We start from the raw sequence: 24395 nt of genomic DNA, 5'->3' as shown, positions 1-24395 counted from the left end.
GTTTTGGTGTTTTGTTCAGAAAGTCGGTGGTTGCTGCGAACCGACCAAGCCAATTCTATGAATTACAGGAAAAGTTTTAACAATTAAATCATTCAAATCAAAGTGAAAAACAGATCTGTTTTTAATTAAGGTGGTACCGCGGAGAAATTCGTCCTTAGTTGAAAACAGATCTTTTTGTCTTTTTTTTAGGGAGGAAACGCAGATGAATTGTGGCGGAGTCATTCGATATCGAAGCTTTTTTAAGACGTAACAAACTTAAAAAAGGAGAATGGATATGGAAAAAATAAAAAAACCTAGTTTTATAGAAGCAGTGAGTGTATTAATAATTATCGTTGCAACGATAGCAGCCGGAGTAGTTGGCTTTAAGATTTCACCGAATATCGCGATTTTGATTGCTATTGGTATGGTCATGGTCTACGCAGTAGTGAAGAAACAGCCAACCGATCGATTACATGAAGGAATCATCAACGGTCTCAAACCGGGGATCATCCCGATCTTTATCTTTATTTTAGTCGGCGCATTGATTGCGGTCTGGATCCAAGCTGGCATCATTCCAACGTTGATGGTCTATGGCTTTAACATCATTAGTGTCCCATGGTTTGTGCCTTCAGTTTTTGTTGTGTGTGCCATTGTCGGCAGTGCAGTCGGTAGTGCCTTTACTGTCATGTCAACCATCGGTATCGCCTTTTTCGGTATCGGCACAACGTTGGGATTGAACCCCGCATTAGTTGTCGGTGCTATTGTTTCTGGGGCAGTTTTTGGAGATAAGATGTCGCCATTATCTGAATCGACAAATCTGGCAGCAGCCATTGTTGATGCGGATCTATTTAAACATATCAAACATATGATGTGGTCAACACTTCCGGCATTTATTGTTTCTTTGATTTTGTTTGCATTTTTAGGACATACAGATAAAGGTGCCAGCTTGACAGAAATCCAAAATGTAACAACTATTTTAGAAAACAACTTTACGATTTCGATCTGGTCTCTAATCCCTTTATTCTTGATGTTGGTTTGTGCTTGGAAAAAAGTTCCAGCGATCTTAACGATCCTGTTGAATATTGCCGTAGCAGTTGGAATGATTTTTATCCAAGATCCAAGCACTTCCTTCTCAGGACTAGCGACAGTCCTCGAATCTGGTTTTCTATCTGAAACAGGAAACACGCAAATCGATGCGTTACTTAGCCGCGGTGGGATCGAAAGTATGATGCCTACAGTTTCCTTGATTATTCTGACGCTTTCATTAGGCGGTTTATTGATCGAATTTGAGTTGATCTCTACAGTTATGGAAGTGGTATCGAAGAAAATGACGACGATACCTAAACTGATTTTTACGACACTAATGACAAGTATTGGTGTCAATCTGTTTATCGGTGAACAGTTCTTATCTGTGATCTTACCAGGAAATGCGTTCAAAGAAACATACAAAAAAGCAGGACTTGATCCAACTGTTTTGAGTCGTACCTTAGAAGATGGAGGGACAGTCATCAATTACCTTATTCCTTGGGGGATTGCCGGTAGTTTTGTTGCCAGCACGTTTGGAATACCAACGATGACCTACTTACCATTCGTATTTTTCAGTTTGCTTTCTCCCGTCTTTTCGATGGTCAGTGCCATTACTGGTTTAGGTATTGCAAAAAATAATGAAAAGCAGGAACAATTGAACGTTGTGAAGGAAACGATATAAACTCAAAAAAATAGTCACCCAATCAGTGAACTGAACCCCAAAAGTTGAACTATTTAATGGACTGTTTCCGATATTCTACTGGAGATAGTCCATTTAACTTTAGTTTTATTCTTTTGTTATTATACTATCTAATATACTCATTTAATTTACTTTGAAATGTCTCAATTGATCGGAATTTTTCTCGATAAAAAAACTCTGATTTAAGCACACCAAAAAAATTTTCTATTACAGAATTATCTAAGCAATTTCCTTTTCTAGACATGCTTTGAATAATGTTATTCTCTTTTAATTTTTTTTGATATTGTGGCATCTGATACTGCCATCCTTGATCTGAATGTAGAATCAGTGAACCCTCAGTTCCCTTTTTTTTAATTGCTTGTTGAAGCATTTCTTCAATCAGTTTATATGTTGGACTAGTTGATATACTATAACTAATTATTTCTCCGTTAAATAAATCAAGTATAGGAGATAGATAGATTTTTCTTCCTTTTATCTTGAATTCAGTGACGTCTGTCACCCATTTTTTATTGGGTGTATCTACTGAAAAATTTCGTTTTAACACATTCTTGGCAATTTTTCCTACTGTTCCTTTATAAGATTTATATCGCTTTATTCGGATTTGACAGGTAAGTCCCATTTGGGACATTAATTTTCTAACTGTTTTATGATTGATTGTATATCCTTTCATCTTTAACGCTAAAGTGACTCTACGATAACCATAAGAGTTTCTTGATTCTTTTACAATCGCTGTAATTTCTTGCTTAATCTTGCTATATTTATCTGGCTTATCTAATTTTTTTACCCAGTAATAATAAGTTGACTTCGCTAATTGTGCAATTGAAAGTAATAGATTCAATTTAAATTCTTTTTTGAGCTGAAGGATTGTTTTAACCTTGATTTCTTCTTGCTCAAATCTTGTTCTTGAATCAAGGTTTCTAACTTTTTTAAATATGCGTTCTCTGCTCTTAAACGAATAACTTCTTCTTCAAGAGACTCATCTTTAAGTTTTTTAGGAATGTTTAGCTTGGAATTCATACTAATTTTTCTGCCCCTTTTTTGGCTCTCAAGTGAAGAAGAACCGTCTTCTTCATATTGCTCTATCCATTTACTTAGAGTTCTATTTGAACCGATATTAAATTTTTTAGCAGTTTCTTGGATAGAAAGACCATTTGTTTCCATATATTCTATAACATCAAGTTTAAATTTTGTAGTGTAGCTTTTGCCACCTCCAACCAAGCCTTCCCAACCATGATAGTTATAAATCCTTACCCAATGTCTAACCAGTGTACGATTTATTTGATATTTATGTGCAAGATATTTGTAGCCGCCTTCGTTATTTAAATAGTCTGAAACTACTTTTTTCTTAAAATCAAATGTATATTTCCGCAAAAAAAGCACCCCTTTTAATTAGATTTCTAGTCTAACTTTTGGGGTGCACATCAAGCGGGGGGCTATTTTTTTTGGATAATCAATGATTGACTTATCAAGTGAACGTATCGATGAAGTGAAACAACATCTGTTCAAGTGTCGTTGCAAAAAAACGAGGGGGATCTTTTTGGACGAATGGTTCATTCAGGCTCAAAGTTCTCTAAAAAGATTAATAAAAACCAGCTAGAAAGCTCAAAGATCCATCAAGTGATCTCGTATTTTCTAGCTGGTTCATGGGGAAGTTTTAGTTATCTATCTTTACCATCAATCATATCGAAGAAAAAGGCTCATTTTTTATCGTAAAGACATCTTTTTTCTTTTGATAGCTAAAGAAAATCACCGCATATAATAAAGCTGTCAAGACCGTTACACCAATTGAATTTGTCATGAGTATCCCAATCAAGATCAAGCTTAACGCGATCAAAGCAAATAAATTAAAACTTTTGGCTTGCCAAGTGCCTTTCTTCAATGCTAAACGAAAAGCGGCAGCGCTGATCATTAGCCAAATCACGAGTACCGTATAAGAAAGAGAACCGGCTAAGTAACCGAAAAGTTTGTCACCTACGAAATAGGAAAGGATGACCCCTAGATATAGCACGCTGGTACAAAATAATACAGCACGTTGTGGCACATAATGTTTGTTCAACTTTGCCAGTTTCTTGGCGGTGCCTTTTTTGTCTTTCAAACGGAAAAACAAGAGACGAGAAGAAGCATAAACGCCAGAATTGATCGATGAAAAGAGTGCCAAGACAATGACGAAGTTCACGATATCACTAGCAAAAGGGATATTCATCTGTTCAAACACCAAGACAAACGGGCTAACCGCAGAACCAGCTAAAGTATTCCAAGGGAAAAGAATCAGCAATAAGAAAAGCGGAATAATATAGAAGGAAACAATTCGGCCCATGACCCCTTTTATCGCTTTTGGTATGGCTTTTTTAGGATCGTCCGCTTCACTGACAGTAATTGCAATCAATTCTGACCCACCATATGAATAGATAACGACAAGTAATGAACTAACGACCCCTTTTAATCCATGGGGAGTAAAGCCACCGTGATCAGTCAATTGACTTAATGTAGGAAAAATTCCAGTTCCTAACATTTGTTGTCCGACGAGATATAACCCGAAAAGAATCATCAAGATAATGACACTGATCTTCGCAAAAGCCAACCAATATTCGGTTTCAGCAAACAAGCGGACAGAATAAAGATTGATCAGAGTCGTTAAAATAGCTAAAAGTAAGATGAAACACCATGCAGGAACATGCGGAAACCATAATTGTAAGAAGGAAGCTGCTGCTACAGCCTCAGCGATGATATTGATCATCCACATGGAATAATAGACCCAGTCGACGAAATCCGCAGAATGATTACCTAAATAAGGGCGAATCAAGCCAGATAATCCATGTTGTGTATCCCCACCGTCTAAAACTAACTTACCCAGACCACTCATAACAATAAATAAAATACCACCACCGATCAAAAAAGCAAGCAAGACCGCAGGACCAGCGATCCCAATGGCTTCACCACTTCCTTTGAATAAACCAGCACCAATTGCACCACCCAAAGCAAGCATCGTGATGTGTCTGGAGCTTAGCTGTTTTTTTAATTTTGTTTGTTCTGTACTTTCCATCAAAAAACCTCTTTTCTAAAAACATGAATGAAAAAACAAATAGGTTATAAAATAATATTCTCTATAATAACAAATTGTCTGACAATTACAACTATTCTGAAAACTTTTTTGTAATTTTTAATGAAACAATCATAGAACTCTTATCTGTTTTGATAATTATTGTTATATTTCTATAAAAAATAACTTGAAAGGAAAGCGTTTCATTCGCTTTTTCCTTTCATGCAGGGCTATTATAAGAGGAAACCCATAATTAATAGGATTGTTTTGAGTAAGTAAAAATAAGGAGTTGATAACTATGAGCCAACACGAACGATTGCTTATAGCGAAAAATAAGGCGTTATATTTTTTCCCATACGTACAAACAATGGACGTCATCTCAGCAAAAGATTTGATGGATGATTTCTTTATGTCATCGTTCCAACAGCAACTCGATCAATATAAACTAATTATTTTTTTAGATTATGGATTTGATGTGGCATTTGCTTCTCGTATTCGACCGTACACAAATGCGAAGATCATCCTCTTCTTTTGGAACCATTTTAAAGAAGAACACCTTCAATTATTGAAGAAAGCAGAAGCAGAACCAGCAATTGATGACATTTACCATTTTGATATTTTAGAAGCAAAAGAGTTAGGGATTAAACACAATAGTTCTTTTTATTCAAAAGAGATGGAATTACCAAAAGCTGAAGTCACGACTGATCTGTTCTTTGGAGCAACTGATAACGGCAGAAAACAACGAGCAGATGATTATCAAGCCGCATTTGAACAGTTAGGTATTTCAACAAACTTTTATATTTTACCAAGTCGTGGAAATGATCAAGAAGGGTATCTGACCTATACAGAATATTTACAAAAGACGAATGGTTCGACCGGTATTTTGGAATTGTTGCGAGAAGGTCAAAGTGGTGTGACTTTACGAACATTTGAATCTATTTTCTTCCAAAAAAAATTAGTCACTGATAACAAAGCGATTTCCGGGTATCGTTTCTACAATCCACAAAATATTTTCTTGTTGGAAGAAAGGAATTTGGATGAACTTCCTGCCTTCTTAGATAGCCCTTATCAAACCGTCGATCGTGAGATCATCGAATTTTTTGATGTAGAAAATTGGTCACAGCGGTTTATCGATTATGATCCTGAAGTATTTTCTATCTATGAATATAGCGGTATTGAAGCACGTTAGATATGATATAGTTAAAGAAAAACACGTTGTTCAATCATCGCAGAAAAAGGAGTCTCAGAATGAAATTACTTGCAGCAATCGATTCGTTTAAAGGTAGCGCATCGTCTATTGAACTCAACCAAGCAGCATTGCAAGGCTGGGGGGAGGCGGAACAAACAGTCAATCAACCTATCGCAGATGGTGGCGAAGGAACTGCTGAAGTGATTTACGCTACTTTAGGTGGGGAATGGCGAACACTTTTTTGTCCAGATTTGCTCTTTCGGGAAAAAGCATGTCGTTATTTACTGACACAAAAAAAGAACCGTAAGTTAGCCATCATTGAATCGACGGAAGTCATTGGATTGGACTTGTTGACCGAACCGACAGATCAAACGATCCGGTTAGCTTCAAGTTTTGGTTTAGGAGAGTTGATCAAAGATGCTTTGGATCAGCAAGTAGACGAAGTTATCGTAACATTAGGTGGTAGCGGTTGTTCTGATGGAGGCTTGGGTTTATTGCAGTCATTAGGGGCGAAACTAAATGGCGTTACAGAAGGGAATCCTTTGTTATCCATCGAGACAATCGACGTCTCTCAATTAGAGCGAATCGAGCAACGATTAACGATCGCAGCGGACGTTACGAGTCCTTACACTGGCAAACAGGGTGCGACTCAACTATTTGGGAAACAAAAAGGTGGTTCACCAGAAACTCTAGCATATTTGGAAGCCCAAGCAGAAAAGATCGTTGAACAAATCAAAGAAAGCACAGCAATTGATTTGAATAAACTCGCTGGCAGTGGCGCAGCGGGTGGAATCGGAGGCGCTCTAGCCATTGTCGGGGCTACGATGAAAGCAGGTTTTATGACTGTCTCTGAGTTAGTAGACTTAGAAGATAAAATCAAATCAGCCGATATCGTGATTACAGGAGAAGGACGGATCGATCAACAGACAATTCATGGGAAAGTGCCTTATGGTGTAGCTTCTTTGGCAAAAAAACACAACAAAAAAGTTGTAGCGTTCTGTGGGAGTCGGGAAAAAGATTTAGGTGAATTAACGACGATCCTTCCTAGTGTATTTAGTATCCAAACTGGCCCAACTTCTCTTGATAAGGCATTGGATCATCAAGAAACACTAGAGAACGTCAGACTGCTTTCACAGGCAATCAGTGGCTTGTTTCAATAATTTATTGGTTGACAGTCTTAAAACACCTATGGTAACCTAGTGGCAAATAAAGACAAAGTGAGGGATCCGCGCATTGAAAAAGTAAGTCAATTTGTTGAAGCTGCATTTTAACTATACCTTGTTCGTTCAAGGGGATAGTATGCAGATTTTCAGAATTGGCTGTTTTCAATGAGTGGGTCTCTTTTTGTACTCATCTTCTTTGACCAGTTCTGAAAATAGGACTGGTCTTTTTTATAACGAGGTGAAGATAAATGTCTAAAATCGAAATCAAACAATTGACGTTTGGCTATGACAGCCAAGACGATCTGTTATTCGATCAAGCAAACTTAAATATTGATTCCACATGGAAATTAGGACTGATTGGTCGAAATGGTCGTGGCAAAACGACGTTATTAACTATTTTGCAAAACAAACTACCTTATCAAGGACAAGTGACCCATCAACAAGAATTTGTCTATTTTCCACAACAGGTCAGGGAAACGAATCGACTAACCTATGATGTGTTGTTAGAAGTTTCAGATTGTGAGTTATGGGAGATCGAGCGTGAGCTGATGTTGATGCAGGCAAATCCGGAAATTCTCTGGCGCCCTTACGATTCCCTTTCCGGCGGAGAAAAAACAAAAGTATTGCTGGCTCTCTTATTTACCGATGAGCTGCATTTTCCACTGATTGACGAACCAACAAATCACTTAGATGTGATTGGGCGTCAGCAAGTAGCTGAATACCTGAATAAGAAAAAACAAGGGTTTATTGTTGTCAGTCATGATCGTCAGTTTATTGATGAAGTCGTTGACCATCTTTTGGTCATCGAAAAAAGTCAATTAGTGATCTATCAAGGAAATTATTCCGTCTACGAAGAACAAAAGCGTAGAAAAGATGAATTTGAGTTAGCACAAAACCAAAAAATCAAAAAAGAAGTCGGACGTTTGAAAAAAACCGCAGCTGAAAAAGCGGAGTGGGCTAACTCTCGAGAAGGAGACAAAACAAAAAAACGTGTTGGCTTTATTGATACCGAAGCACGGCGTGTCAATCGTGGCGCAATTGGAGCGGATGCTGCTCGTACAATGAAACGTTCAAAAGCGATCGTCAATCGGATGGAAACTCAAATTAGTGAGAAAGAGAAATTATTGAAAGATCTAGAGTCGATCGATTCATTGAATATGTGCCCAAATCAGTCGCATCATAAACGCTTATTGACAGTAGAAAATCTACAATTAGGCTATGAAGAGATGTTATTCGATCCTATCAGCTTTAGCATCGAGCAACAAGAGTGTGTGGCAATAACTGGACCTAATGGTAGTGGTAAATCATCGATCATCCAGTATTTACTTGGGGAATTTACTGGTCAATCCAAGGGGGATGTCACACGTCCGGCAACAATCAGCATCAGTTATGTTCGCCAAAACTATGAAGATAACACCGGAACATTAACAGATTTTGCGCAAAAGAATCAGCTAGACTTGGAACTCTTTTTAAATAATCTTCGTAAATTAGGAATGGAAAGAGACATGTTTCATACCTCCATTGAAAACATGAGTATGGGGCAAAGAAAAAAAGTGGAATTAGCCAAATCATTTGCACAATCCGCAGATCTTTATATCTGGGATGAGCCATTGAATTATCTGGACGTGTTCAATCAAGAACAAATCGAGCAGCTTTTAGTACAAGTCAAACCAGCGATGTTGATCGTCGACCATGACCAGCGATTCTTAGAAAAAGTCGCAACGAAAAGAATCGACTTGAGAAGAAGAGAAACACACATTTGAATCACTAAGGCTAATCGAACGTCGTCGACTCCAAGCAGATGATCCATTTGGACTGAAATTGTATGATAAAATTGAAAGAGCATAAAATAAAGGAGAGTTATCTAATGTTATATATTACTAGACATGGCGAAACGACTTGGAATGCTCAAGGCTTAGTTTGTGGCCATGCAGACATCGAATTAACAGAAAAAGGTAAACAACAAGCAGAAAAACTCGCTGAAAAAGTTGCAAACTTGGAAATACCGATCACCAAGATCATACATTCCCCTTTGCAACGCGCAAGAGATACGGCACAAGCGGTAGCCAAAAAAGTCAATCTACCTATGACAGTGGATGAACGACTGATCGAGATGGATTTTGGGGATTATGATGGGCGTCCTAGCGAAGACGAAGACTTTCAACGTGCACGCCAAAATTTTGCGGTACGTTTTCCAAATGGGGAATCGGTTTTAGATGTGTATGCACGGATCACTCCTTTATTGAAAGAGTGCTTAGAAGATGAGGACAATGTCTACTTGCTTGTTTGCCATAATGCACTGATCCGAATCATCAATGCCTATTTTCATCCGATGGCAAATGACACATTCTTTGACTTTTTTGTTGAAAATACGGAATTAGTTACCTTTGACTAGCTGTTTTTATTCTTGGCGTAACAAGAATAACTAGAGGATGTTATCGTAAATTTTCTACTATATAAAATATTTTTTCTTTTCATGAAGATTATTTCACATAAGTACGCTTTCATGGTATAATTTCATAGGAATACAAAAAGAGAGGAAGAAATTTAATGTTATCAAAAAAATTATCTTTATTAGGTTTAACAGCAACAGCACTTTTGGCTTTAGGAGCTTGTGGTGCTGACAACAATGATTCATCTAATTCTAGTTCAGCTTCATCAACAACAGAAGTAAGTACAACAGAAAGTTCAGCAGATGTTGTATCAACAGCTTCAATCAGTGATGATCCAGCTGTTTTAGAAAAAGCAATGTCAGCTGACGGTAACTGGATCGTTGCAGCAACAGGTGATGTGACATTCTCAAATGATGTAACTATCGCAGGCGAATTCCATGACAAAGATGATGCAAGTGCAGACATCTACCGTAAAATTGCTTTGTACTCACAAGACGATGACCGTAACGTAACTGCTGAATACACAATCACTGTTCCAACATTGATCGTTGAATCAGAAAACACAAATATCGTTCACGGAACAATCAAAGGTGACGTACTTGTAAAAGCGAACGGCTTTGTATTAGACGGAGCAAAAGTAGAGGGTAACGTAACATTTGAAAAACAAGAATACCAAGATTCAGCAAAACTTGACGAAAACGACGCATCAGTAACAGGCGACGTAACAGTTAGCGAATAATCTTATAGTCATAAAGACATCTAAAGCAGAAATCCTTCTGTTTTAGATGTCTTTTTTCATTAAAAAACATCCGATATCAATCCTTAGTGATACGACCATAGGCATAGTGAGAAGTTTTACATAAAAACAATTGAGTGAAAAAACGTATATAACAAAAAAGAGAGTAACCCTATGATAGAAAATAAATATGAGGGAACAGATATTCATAGATAAAGGAGCGTATATGAAGAAACGACTTTGGTTAGGTGTATTAGTAGTAATTATTTTAGGAGGAATTGGAGGAAAAATGTATATGGATAAAAGAGAAGGAGATCGTCAAGAACTGTTGGAAATACAGAAAGATCTGGCGAATTATGTATATAATAATTATCGTCTCTATGTAAACAATCGGGAGAAAGAAGAAGAAATTTTCAGAAAGTATGACCGCGGACAAGGTGAAATGACAACGGAAGAATATTTGAAAGCATTGTTGGAGGTCAGAGAATATGAGGAGATAACTAAAATTGAATTTACTGGATATTCCATTGATCCAATGAATTCATTAATTATCTATTTCACAGTTAATGATGTCTATCAAGAAGAAGTATGGTTAGATACAAGGTCAGCAGAAACAGACAAGTTCATTTATACAATAACTAATAGTACAGGTGAGGGTCCCTATTATATCACTGAAAAAGAAGCAAAAACTCAACTTGTACTCCCTGATGATCAAATTATATACTATAGGGGAGGGATAGACTAATGGACCAAAATAGAAAGATATCTAAATTTGTATATCGTATCGAAAACGGTCTAGTAAAAATCGGTAAACTAGTAAAAGGGACTCAATTTATCGTTATAGATACAATAGATACAAATAAAGACAAAATCGGCAATGAATCTAAGCCAAAGAAAAATAGTATGCAAGCAATGGTAGTTGCTAAAATAAAAGAGGAATATCTTGGGTACAATGAAGAGCAATTAAAAAAAGTACCTGGCTTCCCCGACTCCGTCATCACCAAAAACCTTACGATTGCTTACGCTGGCACGACTTCGCTCAAAGATTGGCATACAAACCTTGAGGAAATTGGTGAGAGAAATCAACGGTTATGACGTATTACCTATTCATATAATTATCTTTTATTGTAGAAGTACATAACTATGAAAAAAATATATATTACATAAAAATTCCAGAATAAGCGAGAAGCTTAGTCTGAACATATATAGAACAAGATAGAATCTGAAAGGAGGAGCTATGAAGAAACGACTTTGGTTAGGTGTATTAGTAGTAATTATTTTAGGAGGAATCGGAGGAAAAATGCATATGGATAAAAGGGAAGAAGATCGCCAAGAATTGCTGGAAATACAGAAAGATTTGGCGAATTATGTGTACAATAACTATCGAATTTATACGAGAGATAGTGAGAAACAAAAGGAAATCGTAGAAGAATATCAAAAAGAAGGAGGAATAACAACGGAAGAATATTTAGAAAAAATGTTGAGTATCAGAGAGTATTCGAATATTGAGAAGATAGAATTTACTGGATATTCGGTTAGTCCGATGAATTCATTAGTGATCTATTTCACAGTTAATGATGTTTATCAAGAAGAAGTATTGTTAAACACAATATCTGCAGAAACAGATAAGTTTATTTACAGAATAACTAGTGGCAGAGGTCAGGGACCTTATTTTATTGATGAAAGAAAGGAAGAAAAAGGGATTGATATCTCAGATGATCAAATTGTTTATTATACAGGAGGAATAAATTAATGGATCAAAATAGATACTTATCTGAATTTATATATCAATTAGAAAGTAGCAAGGTAAATTATGGTGATAAACCTCTTGGAACAAACCATATCGTTATAGGAACTTTAAATACAGATAAAGATAAAATAGGTAATGAATCTAAACCAAAGGAAAACAGTATGCAGGCAATGGTGGTCGCTGAACTTAAGGATCAGTACAAGGCATTTGATGATGAAGAGCTGATGAAAGTCAATGGCTTCCCCGACTCCGTCATCACCAAAAACCTGACGATTGCCTATGCTGGCACGACTTCGCTCAAAGATTGGCATACTAACCTTGAGGAAATTGGTCGAAGTAATAAACACTCAAATGGTGCATTTGCTTCTGCCTTGAACTATGCCCGTGAAATTGAAAAGCAGTATCCCAAATCAGATGGCTATACGATCTCAACGACAGGACACTCATTAGGTGGCGCTAAAGCACTTTTTGTCGCAGCGATCAATGGTTATGATAGTGTGACGTACGGCGCGGCAGAACCAGGGCTTGCACAAGCCTTATTCGATAATCACAACGGTACCCTGATCAATATATACGACACTTCGGATGTCGTCACGAGTGGGCTTTTCACTGGTGGGAAAGGGATGCTTCCAATCAATAGTTTTGGGATTGATAACCCGGGGTGGCAAACAGCAGGGCATTCATTGGATCAATTCAGGGTTGATAAAGAAGGAAATTATATCGATAAGCATGGACAGATAATCGTATACGTTGATGGCAATGGGGGGATCTTGTTAGCCCCAACTTTGTGGCAACAAACACTTTTGGAAAACGAAGCAATGATCAAACTACTAGCAGTCAGTGGCGAACATACGCTAGATGAAATCAAGCGTTTGAAAGAAGAAAATGAGTGGCTCAAGGTTCAAATCAAAGAATTCTTGACCTTAAAAGAGTTAGGTAAGAAGCTGACTGCAAGTGGCGGCGGACTTTCTCAATCAGAAAAAATTTATTTAGAGGATAGCCAAGCATTTGCTGTAGTACGGACCGCAGCAAGTAAATTTGATGAGGCGATGAGCAATGTTCGCGTGATTTACCAAAACGGGATCACGGAGTTGGAAGAGTTATGGAATGACTGGTTGGGAAGAGTACGCAATTATACGCCACATTTGACGTACAACGAGGTAATTGAAACATTAGCCGAAGTTAATTGTACAAAATGGGAGATTGTCGATGAGCCAACACAGGAATTTAGAGATAAAATCCGCCAGATCGATCAGATGTCGGAACAGTTTCAAACGCTCGCCGATGAAATCACCCGAAAAATCAATGAAATGGTGACAAGTGACAAAGAATTAGCGAATCAATTGTTTGGTGTATAAAAGGAGGAGAGGAAAATTGAGTCAGGAAATACAGCTTTATGAAACATATCAAGCAACGAAACGAGGGTTATCAGAGCAAGAAGAAGCATTGATTGCAACAGAAAGAAAAGTCCATGAGCTAGCGGAAGCAACTTACAAAGATCTCCGATTGATTTTGCACTCTTTTTCTGAACCACAAGAGGCCTTTGACTATGGACGTATCATGATTTCTCGTTTAGAAGAGGATCTGTCGACGGAATTGCGCCATCAACGAAAGAAAATCCAGCTTGACCTAGAAGATAACGAGCAGGTCTATCGTAAGAAACTGGCACAATTGGATTAAAAAGAATGGAGGTTTTGAGATGTTTGAAATGATTGAAACGATTGATCAATGGTGGGAGAAATATCAGAAAGATATGGAGAAATGCTTAACTCGTTCACTTGGAATCGCGCTGAAAAGTGAGAAGGGATTGAAAATAAGAACGACAAATCAATCTGGGAAGAATGAGACAAATAGAGCAAAACGCACGATTTCTTCAGCAGGTACAGGATTGAAGGAGACCCTCAAAGGGCAATTTGGCAACAAAGTGTCGCTAGCTTTAGACGAACAAGAAAAAGCCTTAGACAAAGGTTAGTCAAAGAAACACAAAAAACTTATTCTTACATAAATTGATTAAAGGATTCTGTCAGAACTGATCAACTGAATAATCTATAAAAGCCGAAAATAGGTTGGACTATTTTCGGCTTTTTTGGATTAGTTGCTTAGATGAATTCATTGATTCGTTTTTTTTTACACTATTAAGAAATGAAATTTAATATATTTTATATTTATGTTGAAAAATTATTTCATACGAAGTATAATCAATTTATAAATGAATGCGGATACATGGTAAGGGGGAGAGTACATGTTTGGTTTTTCTGTATTTATGAATCAAGAGTTGTCCGAAGAAACGAAAACGTATATCCATGAAATGGCAGAGAAGGGATTTATTGGTATCTTTACATCCATGCATATTCCAGAAGATGATCCTTCAGCTTATAAAAGGCGTTTGACTGAACTTGGCCAAGAAGCAAAAGCAACCGGATTAGAGTTGATGGTAGATATATCGGGTAAGGCATTAGAGTTGGCAGGGTTCTCCTTAGAAAATCTTGAGCCATTAAAAGAGATTGGTGTGACAGGTCTGCGGATGGATTATCACCTGTCGAACCAACAGATTGCGAAGTGGTCTCATCAATTGAAAATCAGTTTGAATGCAAGCACGATCACTGAACAAGATGTGCAAGAATTAAAAGAAGCAGGTGCTGATTTTACTCAGATGGAAGCTTGGCACAATTATTATCCGCGCCCAGAAACAGGGTTAGACAAATCGTGGTACCAAAGAAAAAATCAATGGTTAGCAGAACAAGGATTTACGATTCAAGGATTTGTACCAGGAGATGAAGTGTTGAGAGGGCCTTTATACAAAGGACTTCCAACATTGGAAGAACATCGTTACCAACATCCTTTGGCAGCAGCGCTAGACTTAGCTTCATGTGGAACGGATCTGATCTATATTGGTGACGGTGGGCTATCGCTGACCACGCAGGAACAATTTTCGTATTATAAAGAAACAGGTGGTATCTTATTGCATGTGACATTGTTGGACCCAACATTTGGTCCAATCATTTTAGGTACACATACGAATCGACAAGATGAAGCTAAAGCTGTGGTACGTAGTGCAGATGCACGATTTAGAGAAATCCCTCCTATTCCTGCTCGACTAACAGATGAACGGAAAACAGGTACGGTCACGTTAGATAATGAAGCGTATCTTCGCTATATGGGTGAAATCCAACTAATGAAAGAAGATTTACCAGCAGATGAAAAAGTCAATTGTGTGGCACGAGTGATCTCGGCTGATTTGCCATTGATCCAACAAATCCATGCAGGAATGATTTATAAATTTAAATGTAAAGAAGGAATTGAGAAATGACGATCGATTTAGATAAATTAACAACGGAACGTAGAAATCAAAAGACATTTGGTTTGGATGAGATGAGTGTTTCTGAAGCCGCTCGCTTGATGAATCAAGAAGATCATGAAGTGGCGGCAGCTATCGCAAAAGAACTACCAAGTATTGAACCAGTGATTGAAGCCGCGATTGTTTCTTTCAAAAAAAATGGACGCTTGATCTACATGGGCGCTGGCACAAGTGGACGATTGGGTGTACTGGATGCAGCCGAGTGTGTTCCTACATTTGGTGTAGAGCCTGAAATGGTCGTTGGTTTGATTGCAGGTGGTGAAGCGGCTATGACTGTCGCAGTTGAAGGTGCAGAGGATTCACTTGAGTTAGGGAAAGAAGATTTGATCCAGTTGAACTTGACGGAAAATGATTTGGTCGTAGGTATCGCGGCAAGCGGTCGCACGCCTTATGTGATTGGTGGCTTAGACTATGCTCGTTCAATCGGCGCAAAGACGGCCACGATTTCTTGTAATAAAGAAGCTGAAATCAGTCAACATGCTGATTTTCCTATTGAGGTAGATGCCGGACCAGAATTTTTAACAGGTTCGACACGTTTAAAATCTGGAACTGCACAGAAATTGATTTTAAATATGATTTCTACAATCAGTATGATCGGTATCGGAAAAGTATTCAATAATCTAATGGTCGATGTCAAGCCAACAAATGACAAATTAGTCGAACGTTCAAAGCGAATCATCATGGAAGCAACAGAAGTGGATTATGAAACAGCAGAAAAATACTTTTATGAAGCGGAACAAAATGTTAAACTAGCGATCGTTATGTTATTGACGAATAGTGACAAAGAGACAGCAAAAAGAAAACTAGCTGAGGCAGACGGCTTTGTAAAACGAACGTTGTAAGGGGGAAAAGGAAATGGCAAAAAATGAATTGACTTTGACAGAACTGGCAAAACAAATTTATGCTGGGGCTGGTGGCATGGGCAACGTAGACAGCGTTGTCCATTGCATGACACGGGTTCGGATGAAGGTCATTGATGAATCGTTGGTCGACGTAGCGAAATTGAAAGCGATACCGGGCGTGTTAGGGGTAGTTGAGGACGAACAGTTACAAGTCATCATCGGACCAGGGAAAGTAAACAAAGTCGCACAAGAAATGGTTGACCAAGCAGGAGTCAAACTAGGTGAAAAAATTCCTGGAAACCCTAATGTTACAACTGGTTTATCAGGGAAAGACAAGGTCAACGAACGTGCCCAAGAGATGAAGAACGTACAAAAATCAAAACAAAAACCGTCAAAAATCAAATCTATTTTAAAAGATATCTCGAATATATTTGTCCCAATGATTCCAGCTTTTGTTGGTACAGGGATCGTTGCAGGGATTGCCGCAGTATTGACAAACCTTGTGACAGCCGGAACCATCGATGGCGCATCATGGCAACAGTACATTGACATCATGAACATTCTTAAAAATGGGATGTTTAGTTATCTTGTCATCTATACTGGGATCAATGCCGCTCAAGTATTTGGCGCAACGCCAACACTTGGTGGAGTAATCGGTGCGGTTGTCATGTTGACAGGGATGAATCCAGAAGCTCCTTTGACGAACCTGTTTACTGGAACCCCACTTGCTGCCGGACAAGGTGGGATCATCGGAGTGATCTTTGCGGTCTGGTTGCTTTCGATCGTTGAAAAGAAATTACACAAAATCGTTCCTGATGCAGTAGACATCATTGTGACACCAACACTTTCATTGATTGTCATCGGGCTGATCGAGATTTTCTTGATCATGCCATTAGCTGGTTTTATCTCAGATGGTATGGTAGGAGGGATCAATTGGGTACTTAGTGTGGGTGGTGCCTTCTCAGGATTTGTATTAGGTACATTATTCTTACCGATGGTCATGTTTGGTTTGCATCAAATATTGACTCCGATCCATGTGCAAATGATCGATGAAACAGGACGTACATTATTATTGCCTATTTTAGCAATGGCAGGAGCTGGACAAGTTGGTGCTGCGCTTGCTTTATGGGTACGTTGTAAGAAAGACAAAGAATTGACTGAAATGATCAAAGGTGCGTTACCTGTAGGGATTTTAGGGATTGGTGAACCATTGATCTATGGGGTAACATTGCCTTTAGGTCGTCCATTCATTACTGCTTGTATTGGAGGCGGTATCGGTGGTGCGGTGATTGGCTTGATCGGGAATATTGGTGCCATTGCTATTGGACCTTCTGGCGCAGCGTTGATTCCTTTGATTTCAGATGGCAAATGGTTTGGCTACGTCCTTGGATTATTAGCTGCTTATGCGGGCGGATTCTTAGCTACTTTCTTTTTCGGGATTCCTAAAGAACAATTAGCGAAAGAAGAATTAGCAGAAGAAGCACCTGTTTATACAGCATCAAGTACTGACTCAACAAATCAAACACAAGCCGTTCAATTATGTGCAGTAGCAGATGGTACAGTGCAATCAATCGAACAAGCGAGTGATCCTGTATTTGCTCAAAAGATGATGGGAGAAGGGTATTTTGTTGAACCAACGAATGGTCATATCTATGCGCCAACTTCTGGGATCATCAGCTCTATTTTCCCAACGAAACATGCCATCGGATTAACAACAGCTGATGGGTTAGAGCTATTAATCCACATGGGAGTCAATACTGTGGAACTAGGTGGGACGCCATTTGATATAAAAGTGAGTGAAGGACAAGCTGTCACAAAAGATACGATGATAGCGGACGTGGATCTAGCTGCGATCAAAGAGGCAGGAAAAGAAACCGCTATGATGGTTCTCCTGACAAATATGGAACATGTCCTAACGTTTGTTTTAACACATACAGGTGAAGTAACAGCAAAAACACCCGTGATGGATGTGGAAAGTGTAAAATAATAAAAAGCGCAAAATCAAAGGATTTTGCGCTTTTTATTAAGCTCTATATCGTTGAACTAAGGCATGGTAGATTCTTTCAACATCTATTGGTGTACCACGTAATTCATAATCTTCTATCATAGGAAAGCCGAATTGTTCAGCATATTGTTTCGCTGTCAAACAATATTGATAGTTAAAATTTTTATTTCCGCTACCGACAACACCAAGACAAAGCGCATGATTTTCTTGATATTCCAAGTATTCTCGCATGGTTTCTGTCAAAATCTCTTGGTCACCACTGTCAATGCCATTGCCTCCTTCTAGATAGGTTGGCACAAACACAAAGAAAGGTTTAGTTTCTTTTTCAAAGTCGCTATTTTCATGGATCTCTTTCAGGTGGACTAAGGGAAGTGAAGCATCTTTTTCATGTTGTTCCACAGCAAATGCTGCTAATTTTTTGACGAATCCTCGGGTGTTACCAGAAATTGAGATATATAAGATATTCATGATATCGTCCTCCAATCATTCTTATCCAGTATAGCATTTTTTTGTTTTTTGGGTAGATAAGAAGAGGAAGAGAAGCGGTCGCTTTCCTTGTATAATTAGAAAAAAATAGTTACAATTAAATTTCAATTAGAATTTTTTAGAAAAAAATAAATGAAACGAAGTTTTGCTATACTTTGCATGAAAGCGGTTTATTTTGGAGGATGCGTACATGGACACAGAGCAACAGAAAAAAGGTATTGGATTGATCCCACTAGCGGCCTTAGTGATTGGGTCAGCGATTGGAGGTGGCGTTTTCGGTATTATGACCGACATCTCAGGATCGGCTGGTGGCCCAGCATTGTTCAGCTGGGTATTAGTTGGGACGTCCATGATGATGCTCTCTTTGTCAATCAATAATATCAATAAGAAACGTCCAGAATTAGAAGGTGGTATTTTTAGCTATGCCGAAGCTGGCTTTGGTCGATTTTCGGGATTCATCAGTGGGTGGGGCTATTGGCTGACCTGCTGGTTAGGAAACGTGGCATTTGCTACGCTATTGATGAGTGCGTTGGGCTATTTCTTTCCAGTATTCGATGGGGGGCAAAATGTCGCCTCGGTCATCGTCAGTACTATATTTTTGTGGGGATATGCTTGGCTCGTCAATCGAGGAGTCGAAAATGCCAGTTACGTCAATGCAATCGTGACAATTTGTAAATTAGTTCCGCTATTTTTATTTATCATTGTTGCTATCAGCACGTTCTCATTGCAACAATTCATCAATAATTTTTCAAGTGATATCATCTTGAATGCCAATGGACAGCCGATTCCTTTCTCAAGTCAAATACTAAGTTGTATCATGGTGATGCTTTGGGTATTTGTTGGAATTGAAGGTGCATCTGTGGTTGGTTCACGAGCAAAGAAAAAATCAGATGTCGGAAAAGCCACGATTTTAGGAATTTTTGGATTGATCGTGATCTATGTTTTAGTTTCGATGTTGCCTTACGGTACAATGACGATGGAAGAACTCCAAACAATCCAAACGCAACCAGCAATGGGCTATGTGTTTGAGATGATGGTTGGTAAATGGGGAGCTGTCGTGATCAATGGTGGACTGATCATTTCCTTGGTCGGTGTATGGTTATCTTGGACGATTTTACCCATTGAAACGATGCGCAATATGGCGGATGACGGCTTATTGCCAGCGCGTTGGGGAAAAGTCAATAAAAAGGGCGCACCCACATATGCGATCGTATTAACGACTTTATGTACAAATGTCTTTTTGCTTTCGCTACTGTTTACAGATAGTGCCTATAACTTTGCTTATACCCTCGGAACAGCAGCGATCTTCTTTACGTGGTTATTCTTAGGATTGTATCAAATGAAACTATCTTATCAAAGAAAAGAATGGGTCCAGTTCTTGGTTGGCTCATTAGCAAGTGCTTTTCAAATTTGGGCAATGCTATTTGTCGCTTTCAATGAAGTGATGCTCGTTCTTGTATTATTTTTACCAGGTATCTTATTTTATCTCAAAGCAAGAAAAGAAAAACAGCAAGCTGTTCCACAGACAAAACTTGATTATTTATTGCTTTCGTTAGTATCGATTTTTGGAGTAGTGGCATTGGCATTATTTGCAACTGGAGTATTGCATTTATAAAACGCACAAAAGTTGAAACCCATTCTTTTGTATCACTCAAAAAGCATCTAAGAGATCGACCCGATTCAGGTCATTTCTTAGGTGTTTTTTCATGCTGCCTATTCACTGATTGTTTAGTAAAAACGATACGTGACTTTCTCACAACGTTTTTCCGCGATTGTTCGTTTCATTTCAGTGAAGAGGAATGGTTACGTTGTCACATTTTGACACATTGAGGCAGATTTTGTTTTAATGATGATCCAAACAAACAATTTTGTAAGAGAAAAAGTTGAGAGAAAGATGGTCGAAATAGGTAGTGATTGCCTATACTTATTCCTTGAGGCATAAAAAAATGGAGGGAATATATGAGAGTGAAAGGGTTGACGAGCTATCAATTGAAATGGATAGCAATTGTTTTTATGGTCGTTGATCATATCAACAGTTATTTCGGGATGCAATTAGGGTTACCAATTTGGGTCTCGTGGTTGGGACGTTTTGTTGCGCCATTATTTGTATTTTTATTAGTTGAAGGTTTCAAGTATACGCATAGTAAATATCAGTATGCGAAACGATTAGGAATAGCTGCATTCGTAGTAGCGATTGGAAATATCATCTATCATTTATTAACAGGAAATTACATCAGTGAATATAATCATCAGCCAAACTATTATTTATTTTTAGGTCCACATAATATCTTTTTGACATTATTTTTGCTGTTTTGCTTGATGTGGCTTCTTTCTATAATAAAAGGAAAAACACTTTGGAGAAAAGGAATGCTCGTAGCAGTAGCACTTTTATTGGTCATGATCACGATTGCTTTTTCAGAAGGTGGTCTGTATTTAGTTCCAATGTTGTTGCTGATGTATTTCTTCCGCGAGAAAAAAGAACGAGGGAAATTGGTTCTAGGTATTTTTGTGTATACGCTGATTTTATTTTGTCTAGCAATTTTATCCTACACACAAATGCCTGATTATCAATCATTGTATCAATTTTTAACGTTTGATAATGAATTTATGATGGTCACCGTCATCCCATTTATCATTCTTTATAATGGAAAACTAGGTGGAGCCGGACGCGCATTCGACAAATACTTTTTTTACTTGTTTTATCCGTTACATCTATGGATCATTTATTTGATTTTTTCTTTTATTCATTAAGAAACAAATGAGGCGAGGTCTGGACAGAAATATTCAGCCTCAAGAAATAAGGCACCATCCACAAAAATTGTTCTTCAAATTCTTGTGGATGGCGTCTTGTTTTTTCGAAGAGGTTACTTCTGTTCTTGTCGTTTATTCGGTTTTAAGGGAGAGAGGACTAATGTCTCAGAAACGTCTCATTTGTTTTTATGAGTTGTTTCAAACATTACAGTTTTGATCCCTTAGTTAGATGTAAAGAAATGTTATGTAGTTCAAGAAAATCGGCAGTATAAATAAGACTTCAAGTCATTTGTTGTTATGGAATTGACAGAATTTTTAAAATATATTATTTTTTTTGTAAGAATTCTCTATATTTTCAATCAATTTTATTTTATAATGAAAAAATATCATGTAATTTTTAGGAGGAAAACAGATGGAAAATTATCTTAGCCTGTTAGGCGTACTGATTGTTATTCTTGGTTTTGCTTTCAAGTTAGATTCGATCTTGATCGTTATGGTTGCGTTAGTCGTGACCGCATTTACTGGTGGATTAGGACTAGAAGGTATGCTGGAAACTTTAGGTACAAGTTTTGTGAATAACCGAGGAATGGCAATTTTTATTATTATTATGTTAGCAACTGGTACGTTAGAACGCAATGGTCTGAAGGAGTCTGCTGCAACGTTGATCAAACGTTTCAAGAAGGTATCCGCTGGAATGATCATCGATATTTATGGTGTTTTCCGCATGATCTTTGCAGCTTTCAATGTCAGTTTTGGTGGGGTGGCCGGCTTTGTACGTCCAATCATCATGCCAATGGCGTTAGGTACCGTTGAATCAAAAGGATTAACCGTCAATCCCGAACATGAAGAGGAATTAAAAGGAATGTCTTCAGCGATGGAAAATATTTGTTGGTTCTTTGGTCAAGTATTATTTATCGGTGGAGCCGGTGCTTTGTTAGTACAATCCACATTAAAAGACTTAGGCTACGAGGTAACTCTTGGTCAGTTGGCACTGGTGCAAATACCAGTCGCAATCACAGCTTTAGTCGTAGCGAGTGTCTATTTTTATCTAAAAGAAAAGAAATTAGCGAAGAAATACTATTCAGGAAAGGAGAAATAAGATGGATTTTTTGAACTTTTTTACAAATTCTGAAATATTGTTAAGTGAAAAATTATTGGAAATCTTATATATCTTGATGGGACTAGTCTTGATCTATACGGGCCTTCGTAATGCCTTTGATAAAAGTAATCCTCATCGATTTGGTTCTGCCTTTTTCTGGACAGTTTTAGGAGTCGTGATTGCTGCTGGACGTTGGATATCTCCAACTTACAACGGAATCTTGATTTTCGCGATGACGATCCCAGCAATCACCAAAAGAGTGAGTAAAGGTGCAAGTCGTTTGCCATCAAAAGAATACATGGAAAAAATGTCAGATAAATTAGGGATGAAAATCTTTATTCCGGCATTGAGTATTGGGATCTTTGCCATTTTATTCGCACTATTCACTGATTTAGGTGCTTTAGTCGGTGTAGGTGTTGGGGTATTTGTAGCGATGTTGATCTTGATGTTCTTTTCAAGAGATAATCGACCAACGACTTTCTTGGATGATGCTTCAGACATGTTAGGTACAGTCGGTCCTTTAAGTATGTTACCGATGCTCTTAGCTTCATTGGGTGCGGTCTTCACGAGTGCAGGTGTTGGTACCGTGATTTCTAGTGCAGTCGGTACGATCGTTCCAGAAGGAAATGTCAATATTGGTATCATCATCTATGCGCTAGGAATGGTTCTATTTACAGTGATCATGGGGAATGCTTTTGCGGCAATCACCGTCATGACAGTCGGAATCGGTGCACCTTTTGTCTTTAGTCAAGGGGCTAATCCAGCATTGATCGGTATGGTCGCGTTGACATGCGGTTTCTGTGGAACGTTGTTGACACCGATGGCTGCTAACTTTAACGTAGTACCAGTGGCGATGTTAGAAATGAAAGATAAATACGGCGTGATCAAGAATCAACTATTTGTTGCTGTATTCATGCTGGTTTTCCAAATCATCTATATGATTTTATTTAAATAGTATCTTGAGCGAAAAAGAATCAATGATTTCCATAAAATATGGAGAAGATTGATTCTTTTTCTGAACAGCTAAGCATTTCATTATTGACTGTTTTTTGTTAAAATAGATAGACACTGAGTCCTTCTAATAGGAATGACTTACTGAAAGTACTAAATACACGAGTGAGAAACAATCAAATTTTAATGTTTAGTTAAATCTTTGAAGGATGAATTGAGCGCATCATTTTATAGAATAATGGAGGAATGAAAAATGAAAGTACTCGTAACTGGTTTTGATCCATTTGGTGGAGATAAAGTAAATCCTGCCTATGAAGCAGTCAAAAAAATGCCGTCTGAGATTGCCGGTGCAGAAATCATCAAATTAGAAGTTCCCACTGTTTTTGGTAAAAGTGGTCAAGTCGTAAAAGAAGCAATCCAAGAACATCAACCTGAAATCGTGATTTGTGTTGGTCAAGCGGGTGGACGTTCAGCGATTTCTTTTGAACGCGTAGCAATCAATCTAGCTGAAGCACGTATTGCAGATAATGAAGGTAACCAGCCATTTGATACGCCGTTAGAAGCAGACGGCCCAGCTGCTTACTTTACTTCATTACCAATCAAAGCAATGACAAAAAATGTCCATGAACATGGTTTACCAGCCTATATTTCTTATACAGCTGGTACGTTTGTTTGCAACGACATCATGTATCGATTGTTACACTTGATCGAAACAGAGTTCCCAACGATTCGTGGAGGCTTTATCCATGTACCATTCTCACCAGATCAAGTCATCGATCGCCCTGTAGGGACACCGGCAATGTCACTTGATGATATTGCGGCTTCATTGACTTATGCGGTAGAAGCAGCAGTCAACAACAAAGAAGATATTTCAGGTAACGCAGGAACAACTCACTGATAGTTAGCTGAAGCGCAGCAAGTGCAAGA

The 24395-nt window shown here is 38.1% G+C and carries 21 protein-coding genes and 2 pseudogenes; 20 read left to right on the top strand and 3 right to left on the bottom strand.

All coding sequences use genetic code 11. The features are described from left to right. The first annotated feature begins 274 nt into the window (after positions 1-274). Positions 275-1687, top strand: a complete 1413-nt coding sequence (gene nhaC / locus IGJ49_RS11130) for a Na+/H+ antiporter NhaC (protein ID WP_169058938.1) — start codon at positions 275-277, stop codon at positions 1685-1687. 49 nt (positions 1688-1736) lie between these two features. Here the strand turns inward: nhaC and IGJ49_RS11125 are convergent. Together IGJ49_RS11125 and IGJ49_RS11120 are read right to left on the bottom strand one after the other, a co-directional pair. After that, positions 1737-3076, bottom strand: a pseudogene (locus IGJ49_RS11125) (IS3-like element ISEnfa3 family transposase). Positions 3077-3383: 307 nt separating this feature from the next. After that, positions 3384-4748 (bottom strand): amino acid permease, encoded by a 1365-nt coding sequence (locus tag IGJ49_RS11120; protein ID WP_010734731.1) that lies wholly within the window; start codon positions 4746-4748, stop codon positions 3384-3386. 295 nt (positions 4749-5043) lie between these two features. Here IGJ49_RS11120 and IGJ49_RS11115 point away from each other — a divergent pair, with 295 nt between their 5' ends. The 14 genes and pseudogenes from IGJ49_RS11115 to IGJ49_RS11050 all read left to right on the top strand — a co-directional run bounded on the left by IGJ49_RS11115 (position 5044) and on the right by IGJ49_RS11050 (position 18163). Beyond that, the gene (locus IGJ49_RS11115) at positions 5044-5934 is read left to right on the top strand and encodes a hypothetical protein (protein ID WP_010734732.1); all 891 of its coding nucleotides are present in this window, start codon (positions 5044-5046) and stop codon (positions 5932-5934) included. Between the two features lie 59 nt (positions 5935-5993). Beyond that, positions 5994-7094 carry a glycerate kinase family protein gene (locus IGJ49_RS11110; protein ID WP_010734733.1) on the top strand — a complete coding sequence of 367 codons (1101 nt, stop codon included), beginning with the start codon at positions 5994-5996 and terminating at the stop codon, positions 7092-7094. 251 nt (positions 7095-7345) lie between these two features. Then, on the top strand, positions 7346-8860 hold the full coding sequence (locus IGJ49_RS11105; protein ID WP_438723451.1) for an Lsa family ABC-F type ribosomal protection protein: 1515 nt from the start codon (positions 7346-7348) through the stop codon (positions 8858-8860). Positions 8861-8964: 104 nt separating this feature from the next. Beyond that, entirely contained in the window at positions 8965-9492 is a 528-nt protein-coding gene (locus IGJ49_RS11100; protein ID WP_010734735.1) for a histidine phosphatase family protein, read from the top strand. Positions 9493-9647: 155 nt separating this feature from the next. Beyond that, positions 9648-10229 (top strand): polymer-forming cytoskeletal protein, encoded by a 582-nt coding sequence (locus IGJ49_RS11095; RefSeq protein WP_019723609.1) that lies wholly within the window; start codon positions 9648-9650, stop codon positions 10227-10229. Between the two features lie 223 nt (positions 10230-10452). Further along, complete coding sequence (locus IGJ49_RS11090) at positions 10453-10971, top strand: hypothetical protein (protein ID WP_010734737.1); 519 nt, start codon at positions 10453-10455, stop codon at positions 10969-10971. Further along, positions 10971-11312 (top strand): annotated as a pseudogene (locus tag IGJ49_RS11085) (triacylglycerol lipase); the annotation flags it as partial. The gene IGJ49_RS11090 and the pseudogene IGJ49_RS11085, both read left to right, overlap by 1 nt. A 151-nt stretch (positions 11313-11463) precedes the next feature. Next, entirely contained in the window at positions 11464-11979 is a 516-nt protein-coding gene (locus tag IGJ49_RS11080; protein WP_023520122.1) for a hypothetical protein, read from the top strand. After that, complete coding sequence (locus tag IGJ49_RS11075; protein ID WP_438723448.1) at positions 11979-13334, top strand: lipase family protein; 1356 nt, start codon at positions 11979-11981, stop codon at positions 13332-13334. The genes IGJ49_RS11080 and IGJ49_RS11075 overlap by 1 nt, the downstream gene beginning before the upstream one ends. Before the next feature lie 16 nt (positions 13335-13350). After that, on the top strand, positions 13351-13656 hold the full coding sequence (locus IGJ49_RS11070; protein WP_023520120.1) for a hypothetical protein: 306 nt from the start codon (positions 13351-13353) through the stop codon (positions 13654-13656). Between the two features lie 19 nt (positions 13657-13675). Next, positions 13676-13948 (top strand): hypothetical protein, encoded by a 273-nt coding sequence (locus IGJ49_RS11065; protein WP_010734740.1) that lies wholly within the window; start codon positions 13676-13678, stop codon positions 13946-13948. 270 nt (positions 13949-14218) lie between these two features. Further along, on the top strand, positions 14219-15286 hold the full coding sequence (locus IGJ49_RS11060) for a DUF871 domain-containing protein (RefSeq protein ID WP_023520119.1): 1068 nt from the start codon (positions 14219-14221) through the stop codon (positions 15284-15286). Continuing rightward, positions 15283-16176 carry an N-acetylmuramic acid 6-phosphate etherase gene (murQ, locus tag IGJ49_RS11055; protein ID WP_023520118.1) on the top strand — a complete coding sequence of 298 codons (894 nt, stop codon included), beginning with the start codon at positions 15283-15285 and terminating at the stop codon, positions 16174-16176. The genes IGJ49_RS11060 and murQ overlap by 4 nt, the downstream gene beginning before the upstream one ends. A 13-nt stretch (positions 16177-16189) precedes the next feature. Beyond that, positions 16190-18163 carry a glucose PTS transporter subunit IIA gene (locus IGJ49_RS11050; protein WP_023520117.1) on the top strand — a complete coding sequence of 658 codons (1974 nt, stop codon included), beginning with the start codon at positions 16190-16192 and terminating at the stop codon, positions 18161-18163. A 36-nt stretch (positions 18164-18199) separates the two neighbouring features. Here the strand turns inward: IGJ49_RS11050 and nrdI are convergent, their stop codons facing one another. Further along, positions 18200-18649, bottom strand: coding sequence for a class Ib ribonucleoside-diphosphate reductase assembly flavoprotein NrdI (gene nrdI / locus IGJ49_RS11045; RefSeq protein ID WP_010734744.1), 450 nt, complete (start codon positions 18647-18649; stop codon positions 18200-18202). A 208-nt stretch (positions 18650-18857) separates the two neighbouring features. Between nrdI and IGJ49_RS11040 the strand changes: the two genes are divergently transcribed. From IGJ49_RS11040 to pcp, 5 genes are all read left to right on the top strand, one after another. Next, positions 18858-20282 (top strand): basic amino acid/polyamine antiporter, encoded by a 1425-nt coding sequence (locus IGJ49_RS11040; protein ID WP_023520116.1) that lies wholly within the window; start codon positions 18858-18860, stop codon positions 20280-20282. A 344-nt stretch (positions 20283-20626) separates the two neighbouring features. Beyond that, positions 20627-21418, top strand: a complete 792-nt coding sequence (locus tag IGJ49_RS11035; RefSeq protein ID WP_194179478.1) for a TraX family protein — start codon at positions 20627-20629, stop codon at positions 21416-21418. 412 nt (positions 21419-21830) lie between these two features. Continuing rightward, on the top strand, positions 21831-22517 hold the full coding sequence (locus IGJ49_RS11030; protein ID WP_023520114.1) for a DUF969 domain-containing protein: 687 nt from the start codon (positions 21831-21833) through the stop codon (positions 22515-22517). Between the two features lie 10 nt (positions 22518-22527). Continuing rightward, positions 22528-23472 carry a DUF979 domain-containing protein gene (locus IGJ49_RS11025; RefSeq protein ID WP_034691805.1) on the top strand — a complete coding sequence of 315 codons (945 nt, stop codon included), beginning with the start codon at positions 22528-22530 and terminating at the stop codon, positions 23470-23472. A 249-nt stretch (positions 23473-23721) separates the two neighbouring features. Beyond that, on the top strand, positions 23722-24366 hold the full coding sequence (pcp, locus tag IGJ49_RS11020) for a pyroglutamyl-peptidase I (protein WP_010734749.1): 645 nt from the start codon (positions 23722-23724) through the stop codon (positions 24364-24366). The last annotated feature ends 29 nt before the right edge of the window (positions 24367-24395 follow it).

The organism is Enterococcus sp. AZ171 (genome assembly GCF_051714005.1).
Lineage (GTDB): Bacteria > Bacillota > Bacilli > Lactobacillales > Enterococcaceae > Enterococcus_B > Enterococcus_B pernyi.
This window is presented reverse-complemented; position numbering and strand designations above follow the sequence as displayed.